Below are 17,748 nucleotides of genomic sequence, written 5' to 3' on the forward strand. Positions count from 1 at the left end.
TTATTCTTTCATTTTAAGCTCAAGCTGCTTTACAGTATCCTCGGCAGCCTGCTCCGCAGTTACAGTGCCTTCTATGCACTTCTTTCCTGCTTCCTCGATCATCTCTCTTATGGAATACTTTATGAATACAGGCTCGGAAAGAGTCTGAATATAGCTGTCGAACTCCTTAGCCTCATCATCTGTCATCCATTCCATATCCACCTCAGCTCCTTCTCCATCTTCATTGCTGTCAAAAGGCGGTACATATAACCCATAGACATTATCAGCATCTCTGTTCTTTTCATAAAAATATTCAAGTGCAGCCTTATTTACAGGGAAGCCGTCGGAATGTTCTATTTCCTGAGCTTCCTCACCAAGTGCGGAGGCTATGAATCTGAATGCATCTTCCTTATTTTTGCCTGACTCGCTGACAGCTATATTGCAGTTCGGCATAAAGCACTTGTCACTTTCCATGCCGTATCTGTATGCTGCATCTATATCATTATCTAACTTCATTAATGAAGTTACTACATTGATCTCATTTTCAAAGCCGTTCAATGAACCCAGAGCAATAACGTTCTTGTTCATCTTTTCTGCCATATATCTTGTGCCGAAAAAGTATTCCGAACCTGCTTCGTCATTGTCGGTGCTTGAAATAAATGCAGTATCCATTTCGCTTGGCGATTTATCGTTGTTATACAGCTTTGCACAGCTTTCATAAAACTTTTCAAAGGCTGCCTTATCGGGAGTGCCGCTGAGGAGCGTATTTCCCTCATACATAAGTCCCATGCGGATAGGATCGGTCTCATCGAAAAAGTCTAAGATAGTATAATGCGGAGCTTTTTCCTTTCGGTACTTCTCGCAGAGGTCTGCTGCATCTGCAAAGCACTTTATTTTTTCAAGGTCTTTTCTCTCCGCACCTACGGCAGGTATGCGGAATTTGCAGGCAACGCTGTAAAGCTTGCCGTCCACAGTGTTCCATTTTGCGATATTATCAAGGAGTTCATCATCGGGGAGCCATTTATCCTCATACTTGGAAAGGTCTGTGAGCATATTCTTTTCAATGAGGTTATCATTGTCAAGTCCGTCAATGACTATGACATCGGGAGCATTTCCCGACAGTATCTGAGTAGTAAGCTCCTTCATGGCGTCGCTGTAGGTCAGACCTTCTTTCATGCCCACCTGATAATCCACCTTGATATTTCTGTTGTCCGCAGCAAAGCTGCTGACTATCTGTGAAATGGTGCTGTTCTTTTCAAGGCTGTATACTTTAAGCTCTGAGGTCACAGCGTTTTCGATCTCGGGATCATAGACGTATTTGTACATACCGCTGTTGAATGTGGCATATATAGTCCCGTCAGGTGCGCAGTATATAGTACCGAACTGATCGGAAGGATCGCCGAAACGACTTATAAGACCGTCGATTATCTGCTCTGCAAAGTTTCCGCCCCATGAGTAGTGATAAAGTCCGTCCTCACAGCCGATATATATATCATCATTATTTCCTGCGCATATATCAAGAGCGTGGTCGGCATCGCTTTTTTCAGCCTTATATTTGCTCATCAGATCGGCAAGCACATCGGGAACTTCTGTCTCGCTGTTCTTTTCGATATCGTAAATATGTACGCCGTCTCTGTCGCCGTAGAATATCCTGTTTCCTATGATGTCAAAGAAGTTTATACGTTCGCCTTTATCTGCCAGCTTCTTTGCCGCACCTGTATTGATATCCACTTCATACAGCGCATTATAATTAAGACCGTAAAGCCTGCCGTTATCGGCAAATTCAAAATTGTAAATATAATCCGCACCTGTGACCTTGTTACATTCACCCTCGGCATTTATAGTACAGGTATCGCCGTCCTTGCATATGACTAAGCCATTATCAGATGCCGCATAGACAGCATATATATCGTCATCATCATTTTTAGTCAGATCCTCGACTTCGCTTCTGAAAACTCTTGTGCCGTCCTTGGATATGTACACAAGCTCTTTTTCCCACGCGGATATCACACCTGTTTTTTCGCCGATAGTAACAAACTCGGAAACACTTTGCATATCGTAAGTCCTGCCCTCTACCTTCGATTCGGCATATCCGCCCTTTGATGAAAGCAGCTTTACTTCGGTCGCTTTTTCTTTGCTGCACGAAGTCAGTGGTGCAAGCATTGCAAGTGACATTATAACAGCTAAAGTCTTTTTTAGTGTGTTCATTTTTGTGTACCTCCTGTCTTTATGATACCATAATATCACATCAATCTCTAAAACTTATCTAATAATTCTCTAATTTTCCTCTAATTAATCTCTAATTTTTCTCTAAAACTTTCCAAGCCGATCAATATGTGCTATAATAATGATTGAAAAAATAGCCTTTAGCCCTTAGGCGTTAGCCGTTAGCCGAAGGAGTTCGCTTACGCTCACATTATTTTAATTATTCGTCAAAGGCGACACATTGGCTAAGGGCTAACGGCTAAAGGCTCTATTAAAGACGAAAGGAAATCTTCTATGCGAATACTTATTATAGAGGACGACAAGGAACAATGTACCCTGCTGCAATTCCGACTTGAAAAAGAAGGCTTTTCCGCTGATCTGTGCTTTGACGGAGAGGACGCTGACTACTACCTCAGCCGCAATGCCTACGACCTTGTACTGCTTGACTGTATGCTCCCGCACAAGGACGGTCTTACCATACTTTCGGAAATGCGCAGGAATGGCAATGAGACTCCCGTTATTATGCTTACAGCTCTTGGAGAGCTAAGCGATAAGATAACAGGTCTGGACTGCGGTGCTGACGACTATATGGTAAAGCCCTATGAATTCGGCGAGCTTATGGCTCGTATCAGGTGCAGGCTGCGCCGTCCCACAGGCATCGAGAGCCTTGAAAAGCTCACTGTGGGGGATATAAGCTATAACGCCGAGGGCAAGATGCTGACAGGCCCTGCCGAGAGCTGCACCCTTTCCAATAAGGAGAGCGAGCTTCTTGAGCTGTTTATGCGCAATCCCAACCAGACTCTCTCCCGTCAGACTATCCTTGCAAGGATATGGGGCGCGGATTACGAGATTGAGGACGGCAATCTCGACAACTACATCTATTTTGTCCGCAGACGACTGAAAAAGGTAGGGAGCTCATCATCTGTAAAAACCGTACACGGCATAGGATACCGCCTTTCAACGGAGGGCTGAGTATGTTCAGAAAAGTCCACATACGGCTTACCATGCTGTTTACGGGAGTATGCACTCTTGTTGTTGCGGTCATGTCATTGCTGTATCTTTATCTCAGCTGGAACAACATACAAAAAAATTCTTTCATAAGCTTCAAGACCGATATCGCAAATTTCAGCTCTACTCTTTCAAAAGACCACGTTATCTCGCAGAGCTGGCTTATGAATATAAATATGAATTACAGCTATCAGCTTTACATTTATGATAACGGCAAGGCTATGCTGTCCACTTCTAAGGGCATGAGCGAAGAAAACTCGGCACTGCTGGAGGATATAAAGTCAGAATTATCAACGGACATACAGCGGCTCAGATACACGGGCTCTGTTGCACATGATGAATTCAGCTGTTCGGCAAAGAATCACAGATATTACGTGGGTATAATCTGCATTTCGGGCGATAAGGGTATAACAGAGGTATACGCCGTAAAGTCCCTTGACAGTCAGCAAAAACAGCTCAGAAAGCTTATAATATACTTTATTCTCATAATTATCGGTGCGGCAATAGTATTCTTTGTATTTTCCTATTTCTTCACGAAACTGCTCCTTAAACCTGTAAAGCAGGCTCACCAGCAGCAGGCTCACTTTATCGCAGCAGCTTCCCATGAGATAAGAAACCCTGTAAATACTATCATGTCCGCCCTTGATGCTATGGAGACAAGTGAGGGCGACCAGCAGCAGTATCTCTCTAAGATCGCCAGAAAAGAGGGCAAACGCCTTGCTCTTCTGACAGAAGATCTGCTCACTCTTGCACGTTCGGACAACGGAAGCTTCACTGCGCAAACTGCTCCTACAGAGCTTGATACCCTTATCATTGACTGCTATGAGGCTTTTCTCTCACCTGCAAAGGAAAAGACTATAGACCTCTCTGTAAAGCTCCCAGATGACAATATCCCGAAAGCTATGATAGATGCGGAGAGGATAAATCAGGTAATATCCATACTCCTCAACAATGCCGTAAGCTATACTCCCGAAAACGGAAAGATAGAGATAGCCTACAGCGTGGATAATTCGCAGCATATCGTGCGCGTTTCCGACAGCGGCTGCGGTATCTCCGAAGAGGATCGACAGCATATCTTTGAACGCTTTTACCGCGCAGACCGCTCCCGTACAGACCGCTCACACTTTGGTCTCGGGCTGTCTATTGCAAAGGAGATCATCGACCTCCATAACGGAACTATATCCGTTGAGGACAGTCCCCTCGGCGGTACTTCGTTTACGATATCACTTCCAAGTGAAAAATAAAACAGCTCTCCGAAGTTATTCTTTGGGGAGCTGTTTTATTAGTTGAGAGGTAAATATGTTCGCTCCGCTCACATTATTTCAATAACGTCGCCGTAGGCGACTCCATAACTCTCAACTCTTAACTCTCAACTTTTTCTGCTCTCAGCTTAATTTGAAAAAGAAAAAGCTCCGCATAACGGAGCTTTAGGAAGGAGTATAGAAGTCCATGAGTGAGTGAGTACCCACAGACCGTTTTTTAAATAAAGCTGACCCTTGATGTCAGGGAAGGGTCAAGGGCTCAGCTGAAAGAAAATGTCAGTTTGCACTTGCAAAAACAGGCTTGGCAGCACTGCGCTCAAGATGTTTGTATATCTCAAGCCATATGTTTTTGCCGGGTTCACTTTTTCTTATCCGCTCCCTGCGTACAGGGTCAAAGAAGCTCTTGAACTCTTCAAGCTCGTTGAGGAAACTGTCATTATACTTCCTCAGCATAGTATCAAGGTTATCTTTCCATTCGATATAACGCTTGACATCGTAGTTCTCCTTTTCGTAAAGGTGAAGAACCGCAACCTTTGGATTATATATGATATCCACACCGTTTTTCATCATACGGTAGCCAAACTCCCAGTCCTCTATTTCCTGCTCTCGGAAATTCTCATCAATACCGCCGTATCTTCTGATACATTCCATAGGGATAGAGAGATTAGATGTCTGAGTGAATATCATCTTATACTGGACCTTATCAAAATCATAGCTGTAAGGCTCAAGCATTTTCAGACGGATATCCTTAATGAAATAATAGCTCTTTTTCTTGTCAAGCCCGTATTTCTCAGGCTCTGTGAGCCAGTAACGGATACCATTCCTGAATAACTCTCTGTTTTCGTAGAATACCTTGTCATCGTCCTCAAAGACTTCCTTTGTAAGACCAAACTGCATTATCGGTCTGCCGCACTTTTTATATGTGTCATAGTGCCCTGAAACGAAGTTCCTTGAAGCTATCTCATCTCCGTTGAGGAATATAAGAAGTTCGCCCGAAGCTCTTCTTATTCCCTGATTTTTTGCCTGACCTATCCTGCCGTTGGGAAGTGCAAAACAGCGGACTCTGACTTTCGGCTCATAATTTGCGATATACTCCGCAAGTTCGTTGCCTTCGCCGTAGTTTACGAAGATAAGCTCGTATTCTTCATGGTTGAAGTCCTGGTTCTCGAGTGAATGAAATACTCTGATGGCTCTGTCGGTAGAGTAAGAATAGGGTATTATTATGCTGCATTTCATAGTTAAATTCTCCTGTCAATATCTTTTTTTACGGTATCCCCATACCGTTTTAAGTAATCCCCTGCTTTGAAAGCAGATACATAACAACCATAACTGTACCTATTATAGCGTTAATTGGGTGTAAATTTCAATAAAAATGCGCGAAGTGTAATTTTTAAGCGTGAAATGTACGCTTTTGTTCATAGTTCATTCACTTTTTTACACTATCCTCCCTACAAACCATTGACAAAGTGTGAATATCATAGTATAATTAAATCGTTATATGACAGAATGTGCAATCAACCGTTCTACGTTGTTTTTGTCATTTTTTTGAACATCAGAACGGTCGTGTCAAGGGGGATCAAAATTTGAATATCGCAATTTGCGACGACGAACAAAGATATATTACTAAAGTTAAAGAAGACCTTATTGCTCTCCAGTCATATGAGAATGAGTTCACCTTTTTTGAATTCAAAACAGGCAGAGAGCTGATACTGGATTTTACCGCGGGTAAATATGCCGTTATTATCCTCGATATCCAGATGAAAGGTCTCAACGGCGTTGAAACAGCCCGTTTTCTCAGAGATATCGACGAAAAGGTAATAATCATATTTCTGACCAGCTATGAGAAATTCGCCGTTCAGGGCTATGAGGTAAGAGCTTTCAGGTATATACTGAAAAATCAGCCCCGTTCTATATATATGAAGCAGCTAAGCGATGCTGTACATGAGTATTACCGCAATACAAGGTACGTCATAGCTACTGCTGACGGCAGCACCAAGGAAGAAAAGCTTCCTACAGATGACATCATATATATAGAGGTATTTTCACATAAACTGCTTATACACGCAAAAAAAGGCAAATTCTTCACAAAGGGAACGCTTTCCGAGATAGAAACGCAGTTTGCCGACCTGCTATTTGCACGTCTTGATAAAAGCAGTATCGTGAATATCATAAATATTGATTACATACGGAAAAATGAAATAATTCTGATAAACGGAGAAACTCTCTTCGCAAGCAGAAACCATATCAAAAACATCAAACAGTGTTTTATGGATTACAGCAGAAGCAGGTGGAGCTGAGATGAGATCTTCCCAATTAATCATAGAAACTATCAATTGTCTGCTCGATGCCGGTCTTATCATATTCTACCTTTTTCTTATAATGAAAAAGGAATGCAGGTATCCTCTTAAATTTCTCATCGTCCCTGCTGTCGGATTTTTCGGCATCTTCGTGGCTCTGACCTTTACTGATGTATCTCCGTGGATCAAGCTTGGAATTGCTGTTACAATGATGATGCTTACCTCATTTGTGATGTTTGAGAGCAAAATCCGAAGTATCATATTCTACTGTCTGCTGTTCGCTGTTGTGCTGCTTGTGGCGGAGATCGCACCTGCCGCTATTCTGAACATAATGAATATAGGTGCTACAGAGCACAATACCTCATCAGGCTTCGGAAGATACATATGTATGGCTATCGGAAAGGTATTCTGCTTCTGGGCAGCAATATATATCGCGGAATATCTCAAACCCAAGCAAAGGGATATCCCTTTCAGGAACTGGCTGCTGGTGATATTCGTTCCTTTGCTGAGCCTTATAATACTCAACAGCATCTTCATCACCGCAGAGCTTGCTCCGCGCAGGTCACTGATGTATCTGTTGTCTGTTGCGGGAATATTCCTGCTGAATATTTTTGTTTTCGACTTCTTCGATACTTATTCCAATTCCATCGAGCTGAAGCTCATGGAACAGCGTCTTAAATCGGAGGAAGAAAACTACAGGCTCATTGAGGAGAAATACACCGAGATACGTCAGCTCAAGCACGATATCAGTAATCAGCTTGCTGCTGCAAGAAGAATGTTCAAGCAGGGCTCAGGTCCTGAGGCTATCGCGCATCTCAACAAGCTCTATCAGAAGCTTTCCGCTGCGAGCCGTATCTGCTATACGGGTATCTCCTCTGTTGACGCTATCGTTAATATGAAGTGGAAACAGGCTCTTCTGAACAATATACAGTTCTCATGCAAGGTAATAATCACCGATAAAATGGATATAGACGATCTTCCGCTGTGCCGAATAATCGCAAATCTCCTCGACAATGCCATTGAAGGTGTGCTCCGTTCATCTTCGGAAGAAAAATTCATCTATATATCCATTGTACAGAACGATAACAAGCTGAGGATATGCGTAATGAATTCCTCTGACGAGGTAGATACCGAAAACCTTACAACTAAAAAAACAGGTGTCGGTCACGGCATAGGCGTGAGCAGTATCCGCGAAGCCGTCGATCAGCTGGACGGTATCCTCTCTTTCAAATACGAAAAAGAAATATTTACAGCCGATATTATGATAGCATATTAACGCGAAAACTTATATAGTAATTTTAAAGCCATAGTACTTCTGAATTATACATAAGAAGTACTATGGCTTTTGATATAATTATGAGTTAGGCTCGGAACGCCGAGGGTGACACTTCCTACAGTGAAACATTTGAAGTTTATGCGTAATTGACGGGTGAGCGGAACTTGACCCTACAGAGCATTCATGTTATTTACATCGTAAAACTCGGACGACCAATGGTCGTCCCTACAACTGCGACGTTAAATGTTAACGAATAATGAACAAAAATGCGCATTTCACGCTAAAAAAGTACATTTCACGCAAAAGTATTGATTTATGCCGTTTTATACGCTATTATATAAGATAATATCTGCTCCGTCTGTAAGCAGATATCTATTTACGGCTTTGAGCCGTAACGAACTCCGCTTAATTTGGCTTTGTCCCCTGCGGAGACCCTTGACACTTGGTCGTTCGGACTTCCCCCCTATACCGAATATGGAGTCTCCGTGATAGGAAATCTTACGCTGAAAACAATCTTTGTTTTCTTCTTGAAATAATATAGCAAAAAACTCCCGAGGTACGGGAGCTTTTTTGTTTTTATGACATTTTCTCGTTGAGTATCACAGATGAGAGGTTATAATCCCTAAGCTCGTCCTTGTCTGACCTGTGGCGCAGTATCTCTTCCTTTGTTACGACCTCTTCATTATACGCCGTAAGAACCGCATCATCGGACATTTTCAGCAGCGTTTTCGTATCGAGCTCTTCAAGACTGCCCGATCTGTACATCTCGATATTATACTTTGCTATAACAGCTTCTGGGCGTGAAAAGCAAAGAATTCCGAACATAAGTACAAATACCAGTGATATATCCCTCGATATCTTCATCTCGAACCTGAATTGCTTTATGATGATAAGTACGAATATTACTGCAAGGAGCACCATGAACCAGCTTGTGTAAAATCTCAGTGCTGTAAGTCCGTATCTGTTGATATACATTATCATTTTACTCATGGCTGTAGCTATAAGGATAAGAGTGAAAACGCTAATCATAACGCTGTAGAATTTCAGTGCAAAGGGCTTCTCTCTGCCTGCCTTCTTTGAGAAAAGGCTCATAAAGCAGGTGACTCCGAGGTTGATGAGTGCAATAGCAAAAAGCTCGAAAAAGCCGCGTCTTGCATAGTCTGCATAGGTAAAGCCCTCGGGGAGCGAATTCGTAAAGGCTGAAAGGAAATATCCTGCCTGAGAAATGAAGAACAGAACATAAAGCACACATATGGGCGTTACTGCGGTGTACACGATAAGGTTGCTCAGAAAGCGCATATTATACATTTTTTGTGTACACGCCTGCTCATCAAGGGCATTTAGAGCGTTGCGGTGAGCGTTTGAATACAACAGTCCGAAGAGGTACATTGAGCATGGCAGAGCTATTATGAGCTGAAGGGCAGTGTCCCAGAAACCGTTACCGAAAATATTATTGAATATACCGTTCAACATTCGTTCAAGACCATCGTCAGCCGACATGAGCAGAGCTGCAACTACTGCCGTAAGAGGTACAGTAATGAGGAGTCCAATAAATATGTATCTTGCGTTAGAAGCCTTTTTGGAATTTGAAAGCATATCCGAGGTTATTTTGCCCTGTGTGCCGAAATGTGAGAAAGGATATTCAAACACAGCCTTGCACATGGCATAGGGCAGAAAGCGATCTATATTCCTGTTGGAAGCTCCCACAGAGTATACAAAATATGCTCCTGCTCCGATGAGAAATACAACATCAAGGTCTTTTATGAGAGTATTTGCAGTGATCGAAAATACAGTACTGAAAATATAAAGTACGGCTGCAAGCAGCTTATTGAAGCGTGAAAACTCACATTCCTTTTTCTTCAAGTAAATTATCGCCGCGGAAATGACAGCAATGAAAAGTCCCGTAGTGACAAATCCCATTACATGAAACAGCACATATCTCACGAAACAAAACGCCGCTATCATCGCAAATACCGAGATCACAGCGTCTGCCCTTGTGTATTCGGGCTTTTCCGTTTCATCGTGCTGAGCAACAAAGGCATTGCTCTCATTAAATCCGCTAAGCATATTATTCTCCATAATAGTCTCCTCCGTTTTGAAGCATCTCTGCTTCTTCTTTTTTTCCTTTTCTGTATACTCTTAACCCCGTTATCAGCGGTATGGGCATAAAAAATATAACAGCAATGATCTCCGCAGCTGCCATGATAGAGCCATATTCCTCATTTGCTATATCCCTTGCCAGATATGCAGTCATCAGAAAGGTGATAAATACGGCTGTGCCCGAGTACCATACATAAGGTCTTGCAAAGCAGTCAAATGACATGACTATTGCAGTCACAAGGCTGCACAGGAAGTTTATAACGCAGTACACCGTCACAAACATCATCAGCGGCATAAATATCAGCATCGTTGTCAGCAATGACATAAAAAACCAGTAACGCACCTTTTTCCATTGCTCTTTCATTTTGCTCCCCCCGTTCACGCTATAAGAAAATAGTCGATACCGTACAGCATAAGTGCCGCCAGCAATACCCTGTAGACTGCCATAACAGCTCCCACTGACTTAGGGATAAATTCGTCCTTGAAGTAGAGACGCTTGAAGCCTATGGGTATTACAGCTGTTATAAGAGCGATTATACCTGCGATATTCAGGTATTCACTGCCCCCTGCGCACAGCACCGAGCAGATGAGAAAATCAAATACACATAGAGCTATGTCTATGCCGTAGGTATATCTCAGTTCATGTACCTTTGCAGCTGCCGTTTTTTTCATACCGATCCCTCCTAAAAGACCTATTATAAATATCTGCATACTATGTTTAGAGCTTGCCCCCGTGTGCGGAAATACGTTACCCCGTATTATTTCCGCCTTATTCTATTGTTATCTGTATCTCCCGCGAAAAGACTTTTCTGTGTGCCCTTGCATATATCATGACATTGAGATTTCCAGTTTTTTCACCTATAATGAGCGAGCTTCCGTCACTCATTATTGTAAGCTTTTCATATCCGCCGTTCTCCCACCGAGCACTTGATATCTCTTTATCTATACAGTTTTCAAATTCAGCTAAATCGCTCAGTTTAACCTCTGAATGCGGTGGAAATATCAGCTGTTCCTTTACGGTAACAACAGGCTCTTCTTTCATATAATGCGCTATCTTGTATGCCTCATAGCCTGCAATAAACAGTCCGCACACGAACAGCACCGCTACTATGAGCTTTAATATCCGCCATATCTGACATATTACCCTCATATCCTGCCTCCTTTACTCTCGCCTGTATTCGAGAATATCCCCCGGCTGACAGTCAAGCTCTTCACATATTTTTTCAAGAGTCGAAAATCTTACAGCCTTTGCCTTGCCTGTTTTCAGTATGGAAAGATTTGCAGTGGTTATGCCTACTCTTTCTGCAAGCTCCTGAGAGGACATCTTCCGCTTCGCCATCATTACATCAAGATTTACTATGATCGGCATGGAAAACACCTCCTCATATAGTAAAGTCGTTTTCCGACTTTATCTCTACAGCCTTTTCAAACACGTTTTTCAGTACGCGCATGATAAGCCCGAACATTATAGCCACCATTCCTACAAAGGCAAATATGGAGCTCCACAGCCCGAATATGATGCATACAGCTCCTGCTGCCATACATATCCACGATATCCTGCGCAGACAGCTGGTATTCTTAGGTATGAACACCTCGTCCTTTCTGATATTGCCAAGAAGTACGTGCAAATTCCAGAGTGCTGCCAATGCAAGTGCATCGCATACATAAAGGGTAATGCACATAGGCAGATACATTGTCTCTCTGTCAAGTATGCCTGCGGCTTCTACCGTCATTTCGTACTGATACCATTCGGCTATGGTAGGTATAAAAAAGGCAACAAATACAGCCACACCTGCTGCCGCTATGGTAAGTACACGGGATAAAAATAGAGATCTGTTGTTATTCCACATATATCGTCGCTCCTCTTAGTTTTTACAGTTTTCTTACTGTGACTATAGTATAGCACATAAAATATCATTTGTCAATAGAAAATTATCGTTTTTCAATAATTTTTTTCTGTTTTTCAAAATCATTGTTTTTTTTGCGAAAAAATGGTATAATAAAGTGTCTGAAATAGGTCAATTCATTCGATTATTTTTATTGAATGCATTCAAAAAAAGGAGGAATTTCTGATGACAGATGCCGAACTAAAAGAGCTTATGTCTCAGTCTGTACCAAAATGTCACAGAGCGGTCTTTGATCTATACTGTAACTATGTCTACGCGATAGTTATAGATATCCTCAGAAATTGTGGGACTCGTGAGGATATAGAGGATTGTGTCAGTGATATATTCATGAAGCTTTATAAGCGTTTTGACGTAAATACTGACTTTTCAGGTAACCTCAAGGGATACATAGGTACTATATCAAGGAATACAGCTATAGACGCTTTCCGCAGACTCAGCGTCCATAACAACAGGAATTTCTCTATAGATGAAAACAACATGGAAGAATTGCGTTCTGATGACTCATTAATGGAAAACTCGGAAAAAAAGGAACAATCACGTATCATTCTCGGAAAAATCAAGGAATTGGGAGAGCCAGACTCAACTATTATTATCCAACAGTATTATTACAACAGGACAGCTAAAGAGATCGCTGAGAGTATTTCTATGTCATCTGCTGCCGTTCAGAAGCGCAGCAGCCGCGCAAAACAAAGACTCAAACTGCTCCTCGCAGAAGCAGGCATTGGCAAGGAGGGGTTGATTTGAGTTTATTTAAGGAGATTGATAACATGATCATTGACAAAATTTCGGAGGAATTCCCTGTTCTCACAGAGGCTGAGAAGGAGAGAATTTTTGCAATGAGCGAAAAAAAGTACAACATGGACAACCATGACAAAGAAAACGTGGGGTTCGATGATGAGTCAGAAGTAAGAGGAGTTGAACAGTACAATAGACCTATATTATCCAGATTAACAAGCTTAGCAGCTGCGGCAGTCATACTCGTAGCAGGTATTTCGGGCGGTACAGCATTCATGAAATACAAAAAGAATAATTCCGCTGCTACTGAAATGAATGATCCAACAGAAGCTGCTACAGAAACAATTACAGAAAAAGAAGAAAAACAAGATATTGCATCAGAATGTGCAGAAATAGCTTACAGGCTTACAAACAGATTTGCCGAACTTGAAAATAAATACTATAATCACGCATTGAGTGTAGATAATAACGATACTCTTACATTTAATGTATATAATTCAGATGTACCCGGACAGAAAGCGACCGAAAAGCACTATTTCAGAGTTACCGATACTGATTTCCAGTCAGGCGATGACCTGAAGAACGGTTTAAAGAGCATATTCACAGATGAGCTGTATGAAAGGCTTTTCAGTGTAAACTCAGGCGAAGACTATGAGACTCTTATTATAGAGCCGCAGTACATCTATCTTTTCTCAAGTTCTGATTTCGATACGGATCTCAGTAAATACGAAAAGAATTCGGCTATAGATTTAGCTGATGTAAATTATCATTCTCTGGATTTCATTACCTATAACGAAGGATTTTATGTTTCATCATACTATAACAAGCCGGTTGAAAACGGCAGCTTTTCAAGCTATCCTAACGTTATAAAAATAAAGAAGAATGGTTTCTCGGCAACTGTATTTGCTAATTTTAATCCTTTTGTCAACACTGAGACATCAAAGGTCGGCACAAATTTACAGTTCGACTTCGTTTGTGAAGAAGGCGAATGGAAAATAAGTGATATCACTGTGGGACGTAATATGGAAAGTGCAGCAGCATATGCTATAAAGGACTATTTCATAAACGATTGTGATGATTACGATATTAATGACCTTATGATATCAAAAGATGTGGTAATTAATGATCTTGAAGAGGATGTTATTATTTTAAGCAGTAATGGTGATAAAAGCTGTAAGGTATACTGTATCATCAAAGATAAAAACGGCAATGATTTCCTCGAATTCAAAGCCACTGTCGTATTTACAAATGACGGGTTCAAATACGGCAGGAATATACGTGACCGTTCCGGATTCAGCCTTACCGATATTAAGGTAAAGGAATTACAATAACATGAAAAAGCTCCCTTTTAGGGAGCTTTCTTCTTTAGTTATGCTTTTTTCTTACACAAAGACCTGCCATAGGATCTTTGTTCTTTACGCCTTTAACTATGGCTTCTATGATAGCAGGCTGAGTCTGTGTGAGCTTGCGCCTGTCAAAGAGCGCGAGACCGTACTGTCCGTTGAAGCCGTTGTCCCAGTATATGGGCGTTATACCGTTCTTTGCGGCAGTTCCTGCAACAAAACCGTTGTAATACGCTCGGTTCTCGGCTATTTTATTGGATATAGCCTCATTTGCTGCACCCTTGTCGATACAGCCGAATTCTCCGAGTACAACAGGTATGCCCTTGTCGATATACTTCTTTTTCAGCTTTTCAAACTGGAACCGCATATGGTTCTCGTCGCCCCAGTTGGCAACGCTGTCGGGTGAAAGCCCGTACTCATCGGATATTTTCTGCCCTTTTTCGCCCCACAGGAAAACGTCCTTTTCCTCTTCGCCGCAGTAGTCCCACGGATCGTAAAAATGCACGGAAAGGATAAGCCTTCCCTCATCGGCGGTATTGCCCTTGTCCTCGGGGAAGCAGAAGCCGTAATCCCCGCAGGTATAGTCTATATTGGTATTCCAGCCGCAGACCATGAGCCAGCGGTGGGTATTGTTCTTGCCACATTCGCGGACAGTATCAACGAATATGCGGTTGTAATCATTGATATTCACGTAATACTCGGGTACGGGATCGTGGTATATACCGTCAAAGACCTCGTTCATGCTCTCGAATATGAGGTGCTCGTCAAGGTCGGCAAAGCGTTCAGCCACCTGCTTCCACACAGCCCTGAATTTCTTCTTTATGCGTTCCTGATCTTCTTCATCACAGAACAGCCAGCCGCCTTTTATGGTGTGGTAGGCATCGCCGTGGATATTGATTATCACGAACATTTCCCTTTTATAGCAGTAATCAACTACCTCTGCTATCCTTTCGAGCCATTCATGGTCTATCATATAGCCGTTTTCATCATCTATCTTACTGAGGTAGGTTATAGGTATCCTTACGGTGTTAAAGCCTGCATCGGCAACTGCGTCTATTATCTCCTGTGAGGTTTTCGGATTGCCCCATACAGTCTCGCTGGGTATACCGCCGAAATTCGCTTCGAGAGTATTTCCGCAGTTCCAGCCCACACCCATTTTTTCTGCAATGTCAGCCGATGAAGCTGTAAATATCCTATTGTCTTTTATCCCCATTACATCGGTATCTCCTTTCGCAGAATAATAAACTGTCATTATATCAGATTTGTGCTGTATTATAATTTACATATTCATTATACCATAACTTTTCCACTGTTTTCAACCTACAGTTGAAACAGAAGATTATATACTACAAAAAAGCGTTTTTTCTACCCATGTATTGACACTGCTCCTTAAAACAGGTACAATAATATAATAGGTAATAAAAGAGAATCTTATATAACGAATGAGGTAAAAATATGATGTTTTTCATGCCTGCAAAGGTAATTTATGAACCTGACTGCGTTGTTTCTCACAGCAAAGACCTGTCAGCTCTCGGTTCTCACGCACTTATAGTTACAGGACATAATTCTTCACAGCGAAACGGCTCTCTTGATGATGTTATCACTGCACTTGAGATGCACGGAGTAAAATATACCATATTCAATGAGACAGAGGAGAACCCTTCCGTTGAAACTGTTATGAAAGCACGGGATATAGGGCTTTCCTGCGGTGCTGACTTCGTTATCGGAGTGGGCGGCGGTTCAGCTCTCGATGCTTCAAAGGCTGTAGCAGTAATGATGAAAAATCCCGAAAGCTCATGGGAGCTTATGTATGACAGCACTGCTTCTCCGCAGCATCTGCCATTGGCTGCTGTTCCAACTACCTGCGGAACAGGCTCTGAGGCAACGGGAGTTTCTGTACTCACGCGGCACGACCTGAAAACAAAAATGTCTATGGTACATAAGGTATTCCCCAGCCTCGCGCTATGCGACGGCAAATATCTGCTTACTGCTCCTAAGCAGCTCCTTGCAAATACTGCTGTTGATGCTCTCAGCCATATGATAGAAAGCTATATCCACGCCTCTGCTTCTTATCTAAGCCGTATGTGCGCCGATAATGGCATGAAGCTCTGGAAAAGCTGCAAGGACTTCCTTGCAGGAGATATGCCTCTTGACATAAATACTGCCAATGACCTGCTCACGGCTTCTACGCTGGGCGGAATGGCTATTGCTCAGACAGGCACGTCCATTCCTCACGGTCTGAGCTACACTCTCACCTATGAGGGCGGTATCCCACACGGTGCGGCTGTGGGAGCTTTCCAGCGAGGCTATCTCAGAAACGCCGACCGCTCCGACCGTGAACACGTTCTGTCTGTGACGGGCTTTGCCGATACGGACGAGCTGGGGCAGTTCATTGCTGATATCAGCCCTGTAAATGCGTCACAGGAGCTTCTGGAAAAGGCTGCGGATAATCTTATCTGCAATCCCAAAAAGCTTGCAAGCTGTCCATATAATGTAAACGCGGACGTTATACGCGATATTATCGGAGGTGTCATATGTTCTGGCTGATACTTTTTGCACTTACAGGCATTATATGTCTTGGCGGCATCTTTTATCTTCTCACAAGATTTCATAAATTCGGCTTTATGCAGAAAATAGCCGAAAATCACAAGAAGCTCTCATGGCTGCTGTGCCTTCTACCTTTGATCGGTATAGGTTGTTTCGGTGTGATAAACATTTATGCGGTAGTTATCATATTTCTTCATCTGGCAGCCTTCTGGCTCATAGCTGACCTTATTGGAAAAATAGTCCGCAAGGCAATAAAAAAAGAACGCCGCTTCTATATCGAAGGAGTTCTGGTCATACTCTTTACGGCTGTGTATCTCACTTTCGGCTGGATAAATGCCCACGATGTAAAAAGGACTTCCTACACAGTCCACACCGATAAGCCCATAGCAGGCGGAAGTCTCAGGATAGTAGGCATTGCGGACTCTCACCTCGGCATTACCCTTGACGGTGAAAAATTCACAAAGGAAATGAAGCGTATACAAGCGGAAGAGCCCGATGTGGTAGTGGTCGCAGGAGACTTCGTTGACGATGAGTCATGCCGCGAGGATATGGTTGCAGCCTGCAAGGCTTTAGGCGAGCTGAAAACCACCTACGGCGTTTATTTTACAGTGGGCAATCACGATAAGGGCTATTATGAATCGGGACACCGCGACTTCACTATTGACGACCTCTACAGCGAGCTCGAAAAGAACAATGTTACACTCCTTGAGGACGATGTAGTTGAGGTTAACGACACTTTCCGCATAGTCGGCAGACTTGATAAACACTATAAGGAACGTGAGGACATAAAAACTCTCACGAAAGACCTTGACGACTCAAAGTTCGAGCTTATCCTCGATCATCAGCCTAACGACTACGATAACGAAGCTGCCGCAGGCGCTGACCTTGTTTTCTCGGGACATACCCACGGCGGACATATATGGCCCTCAGGCTATATCGGACTGCTCATAGGTGCAAACGATGCTGTTTACGGTGCAAAGACCATAGACAATACGGAATTCATCGTTACCTCGGGCATATCGGGCTGGGCAATACCTTTTAAAACAGGCTGTATCTCGGAATATGTAGTCATGGACGTTACAAATTAAG

Annotated in this window: 17 protein-coding genes; 8 read left to right on the top strand and 9 right to left on the bottom strand. The window is 42.7% G+C overall.

Annotated elements, in window-relative coordinates; translation table 11 throughout:
* Entirely contained in the window at positions 1-2,187 is a 2,187-nt protein-coding gene (locus tag BLW60_RS05595) for an extracellular solute-binding protein (protein WP_074715110.1), read from the bottom strand.
* Between the two features lie 291 nt (positions 2,188-2,478).
* Here BLW60_RS05595 and BLW60_RS05600 point away from each other — a divergent pair, with 291 nt between their 5' ends.
* The gene (locus BLW60_RS05600; protein WP_074715113.1) at positions 2,479-3,156 is read left to right on the top strand and encodes a response regulator transcription factor; all 678 of its coding nucleotides are present in this window, start codon (positions 2,479-2,481) and stop codon (positions 3,154-3,156) included.
* A gap of 2 nt (positions 3,157-3,158) precedes the next feature.
* Complete coding sequence (locus BLW60_RS05605) at positions 3,159-4,436, top strand: sensor histidine kinase (RefSeq protein ID WP_074715116.1); 1,278 nt, start codon at positions 3,159-3,161, stop codon at positions 4,434-4,436.
* Positions 4,437-4,730: 294 nt separating this feature from the next.
* On the opposite strand, the gene BLW60_RS05610 is transcribed toward BLW60_RS05605, so the two are convergent.
* Positions 4,731-5,690, bottom strand: a complete 960-nt coding sequence (locus BLW60_RS05610) for a glycosyltransferase family 2 protein (protein WP_074715119.1) — start codon at positions 5,688-5,690, stop codon at positions 4,731-4,733.
* Positions 5,691-6,037: 347 nt separating this feature from the next.
* Between BLW60_RS05610 and BLW60_RS05615 the strand changes: the two genes are divergently transcribed.
* Positions 6,038-6,751 carry a LytR/AlgR family response regulator transcription factor gene (locus BLW60_RS05615; protein WP_074715121.1) on the top strand — a complete coding sequence of 238 codons (714 nt, stop codon included), beginning with the start codon at positions 6,038-6,040 and terminating at the stop codon, positions 6,749-6,751.
* 1 nt (position 6,752) lies between these two features.
* Positions 6,753-8,027 (top strand): sensor histidine kinase, encoded by a 1,275-nt coding sequence (locus tag BLW60_RS05620; protein WP_074715124.1) that lies wholly within the window; start codon positions 6,753-6,755, stop codon positions 8,025-8,027.
* A 576-nt stretch (positions 8,028-8,603) separates the two neighbouring features.
* Here BLW60_RS05620 and BLW60_RS05625 read toward each other — a convergent pair.
* The 6 genes from BLW60_RS05625 to BLW60_RS05650 all read right to left on the bottom strand — a co-directional run bounded on the left by BLW60_RS05625 (position 8,604) and on the right by BLW60_RS05650 (position 11,977).
* Positions 8,604-10,106, bottom strand: coding sequence for a DUF4153 domain-containing protein (locus BLW60_RS05625; RefSeq protein WP_074715127.1), 1,503 nt, complete (start codon positions 10,104-10,106; stop codon positions 8,604-8,606).
* A complete protein-coding gene (locus BLW60_RS05630; RefSeq protein ID WP_074715130.1) occupies positions 10,096-10,491 on the bottom strand; it encodes a hypothetical protein in 396 nt (131 codons plus the stop codon). Before BLW60_RS05630 ends, BLW60_RS05625 begins: the two co-directional genes overlap by 11 nt.
* 14 nt (positions 10,492-10,505) lie before the next feature.
* On the bottom strand, positions 10,506-10,799 hold the full coding sequence (locus BLW60_RS05635; RefSeq protein ID WP_074715133.1) for a hypothetical protein: 294 nt from the start codon (positions 10,797-10,799) through the stop codon (positions 10,506-10,508).
* Between the two features lie 97 nt (positions 10,800-10,896).
* Complete coding sequence (locus tag BLW60_RS05640; protein WP_074715135.1) at positions 10,897-11,277, bottom strand: hypothetical protein; 381 nt, start codon at positions 11,275-11,277, stop codon at positions 10,897-10,899.
* 12 nt (positions 11,278-11,289) lie between these two features.
* Positions 11,290-11,496 carry a helix-turn-helix domain-containing protein gene (locus BLW60_RS05645; RefSeq protein WP_074715138.1) on the bottom strand — a complete coding sequence of 69 codons (207 nt, stop codon included), beginning with the start codon at positions 11,494-11,496 and terminating at the stop codon, positions 11,290-11,292.
* A gap of 13 nt (positions 11,497-11,509) precedes the next feature.
* Positions 11,510-11,977 (bottom strand): DUF2975 domain-containing protein, encoded by a 468-nt coding sequence (locus BLW60_RS05650; RefSeq protein ID WP_074715141.1) that lies wholly within the window; start codon positions 11,975-11,977, stop codon positions 11,510-11,512.
* A 222-nt stretch (positions 11,978-12,199) separates the two neighbouring features.
* Between BLW60_RS05650 and BLW60_RS05655 the strand changes: the two genes are divergently transcribed.
* Both BLW60_RS05655 and BLW60_RS05660 read left to right on the top strand, forming a co-directional pair.
* Positions 12,200-12,778: an RNA polymerase sigma factor gene (locus tag BLW60_RS05655; RefSeq protein WP_074715144.1), complete on the top strand. Its 579-nt coding sequence runs from the start codon at positions 12,200-12,202 to the stop codon at positions 12,776-12,778.
* 23 nt (positions 12,779-12,801) lie between these two features.
* Complete coding sequence (locus BLW60_RS05660) at positions 12,802-14,100, top strand: hypothetical protein (protein ID WP_074715147.1); 1,299 nt, start codon at positions 12,802-12,804, stop codon at positions 14,098-14,100.
* Between the two features lie 34 nt (positions 14,101-14,134).
* Here BLW60_RS05660 and BLW60_RS05665 read toward each other — a convergent pair whose 3' ends face one another.
* Positions 14,135-15,325: a glycoside hydrolase family 5 protein gene (locus BLW60_RS05665; protein WP_242872836.1), complete on the bottom strand. Its 1,191-nt coding sequence runs from the start codon at positions 15,323-15,325 to the stop codon at positions 14,135-14,137.
* A 242-nt stretch (positions 15,326-15,567) separates the two neighbouring features.
* On the opposite strand from BLW60_RS05665, the gene BLW60_RS05670 reads away from it, so the two are divergent.
* Positions 15,568-16,659 carry an iron-containing alcohol dehydrogenase family protein gene (locus BLW60_RS05670; RefSeq protein ID WP_074715150.1) on the top strand — a complete coding sequence of 364 codons (1,092 nt, stop codon included), beginning with the start codon at positions 15,568-15,570 and terminating at the stop codon, positions 16,657-16,659.
* A complete protein-coding gene (locus BLW60_RS05675; RefSeq protein ID WP_074715151.1) occupies positions 16,647-17,747 on the top strand; it encodes a metallophosphoesterase in 1,101 nt (366 codons plus the stop codon). Before BLW60_RS05670 ends, BLW60_RS05675 begins: the two co-directional genes overlap by 13 nt.
* Position 17,748 lies beyond the last annotated feature (1 nt).

Source organism: Ruminococcus flavefaciens (assembly GCF_900108555.1).
Classification (GTDB): domain Bacteria; phylum Bacillota; class Clostridia; order Oscillospirales; family Ruminococcaceae; genus Ruminococcus; species Ruminococcus flavefaciens_P.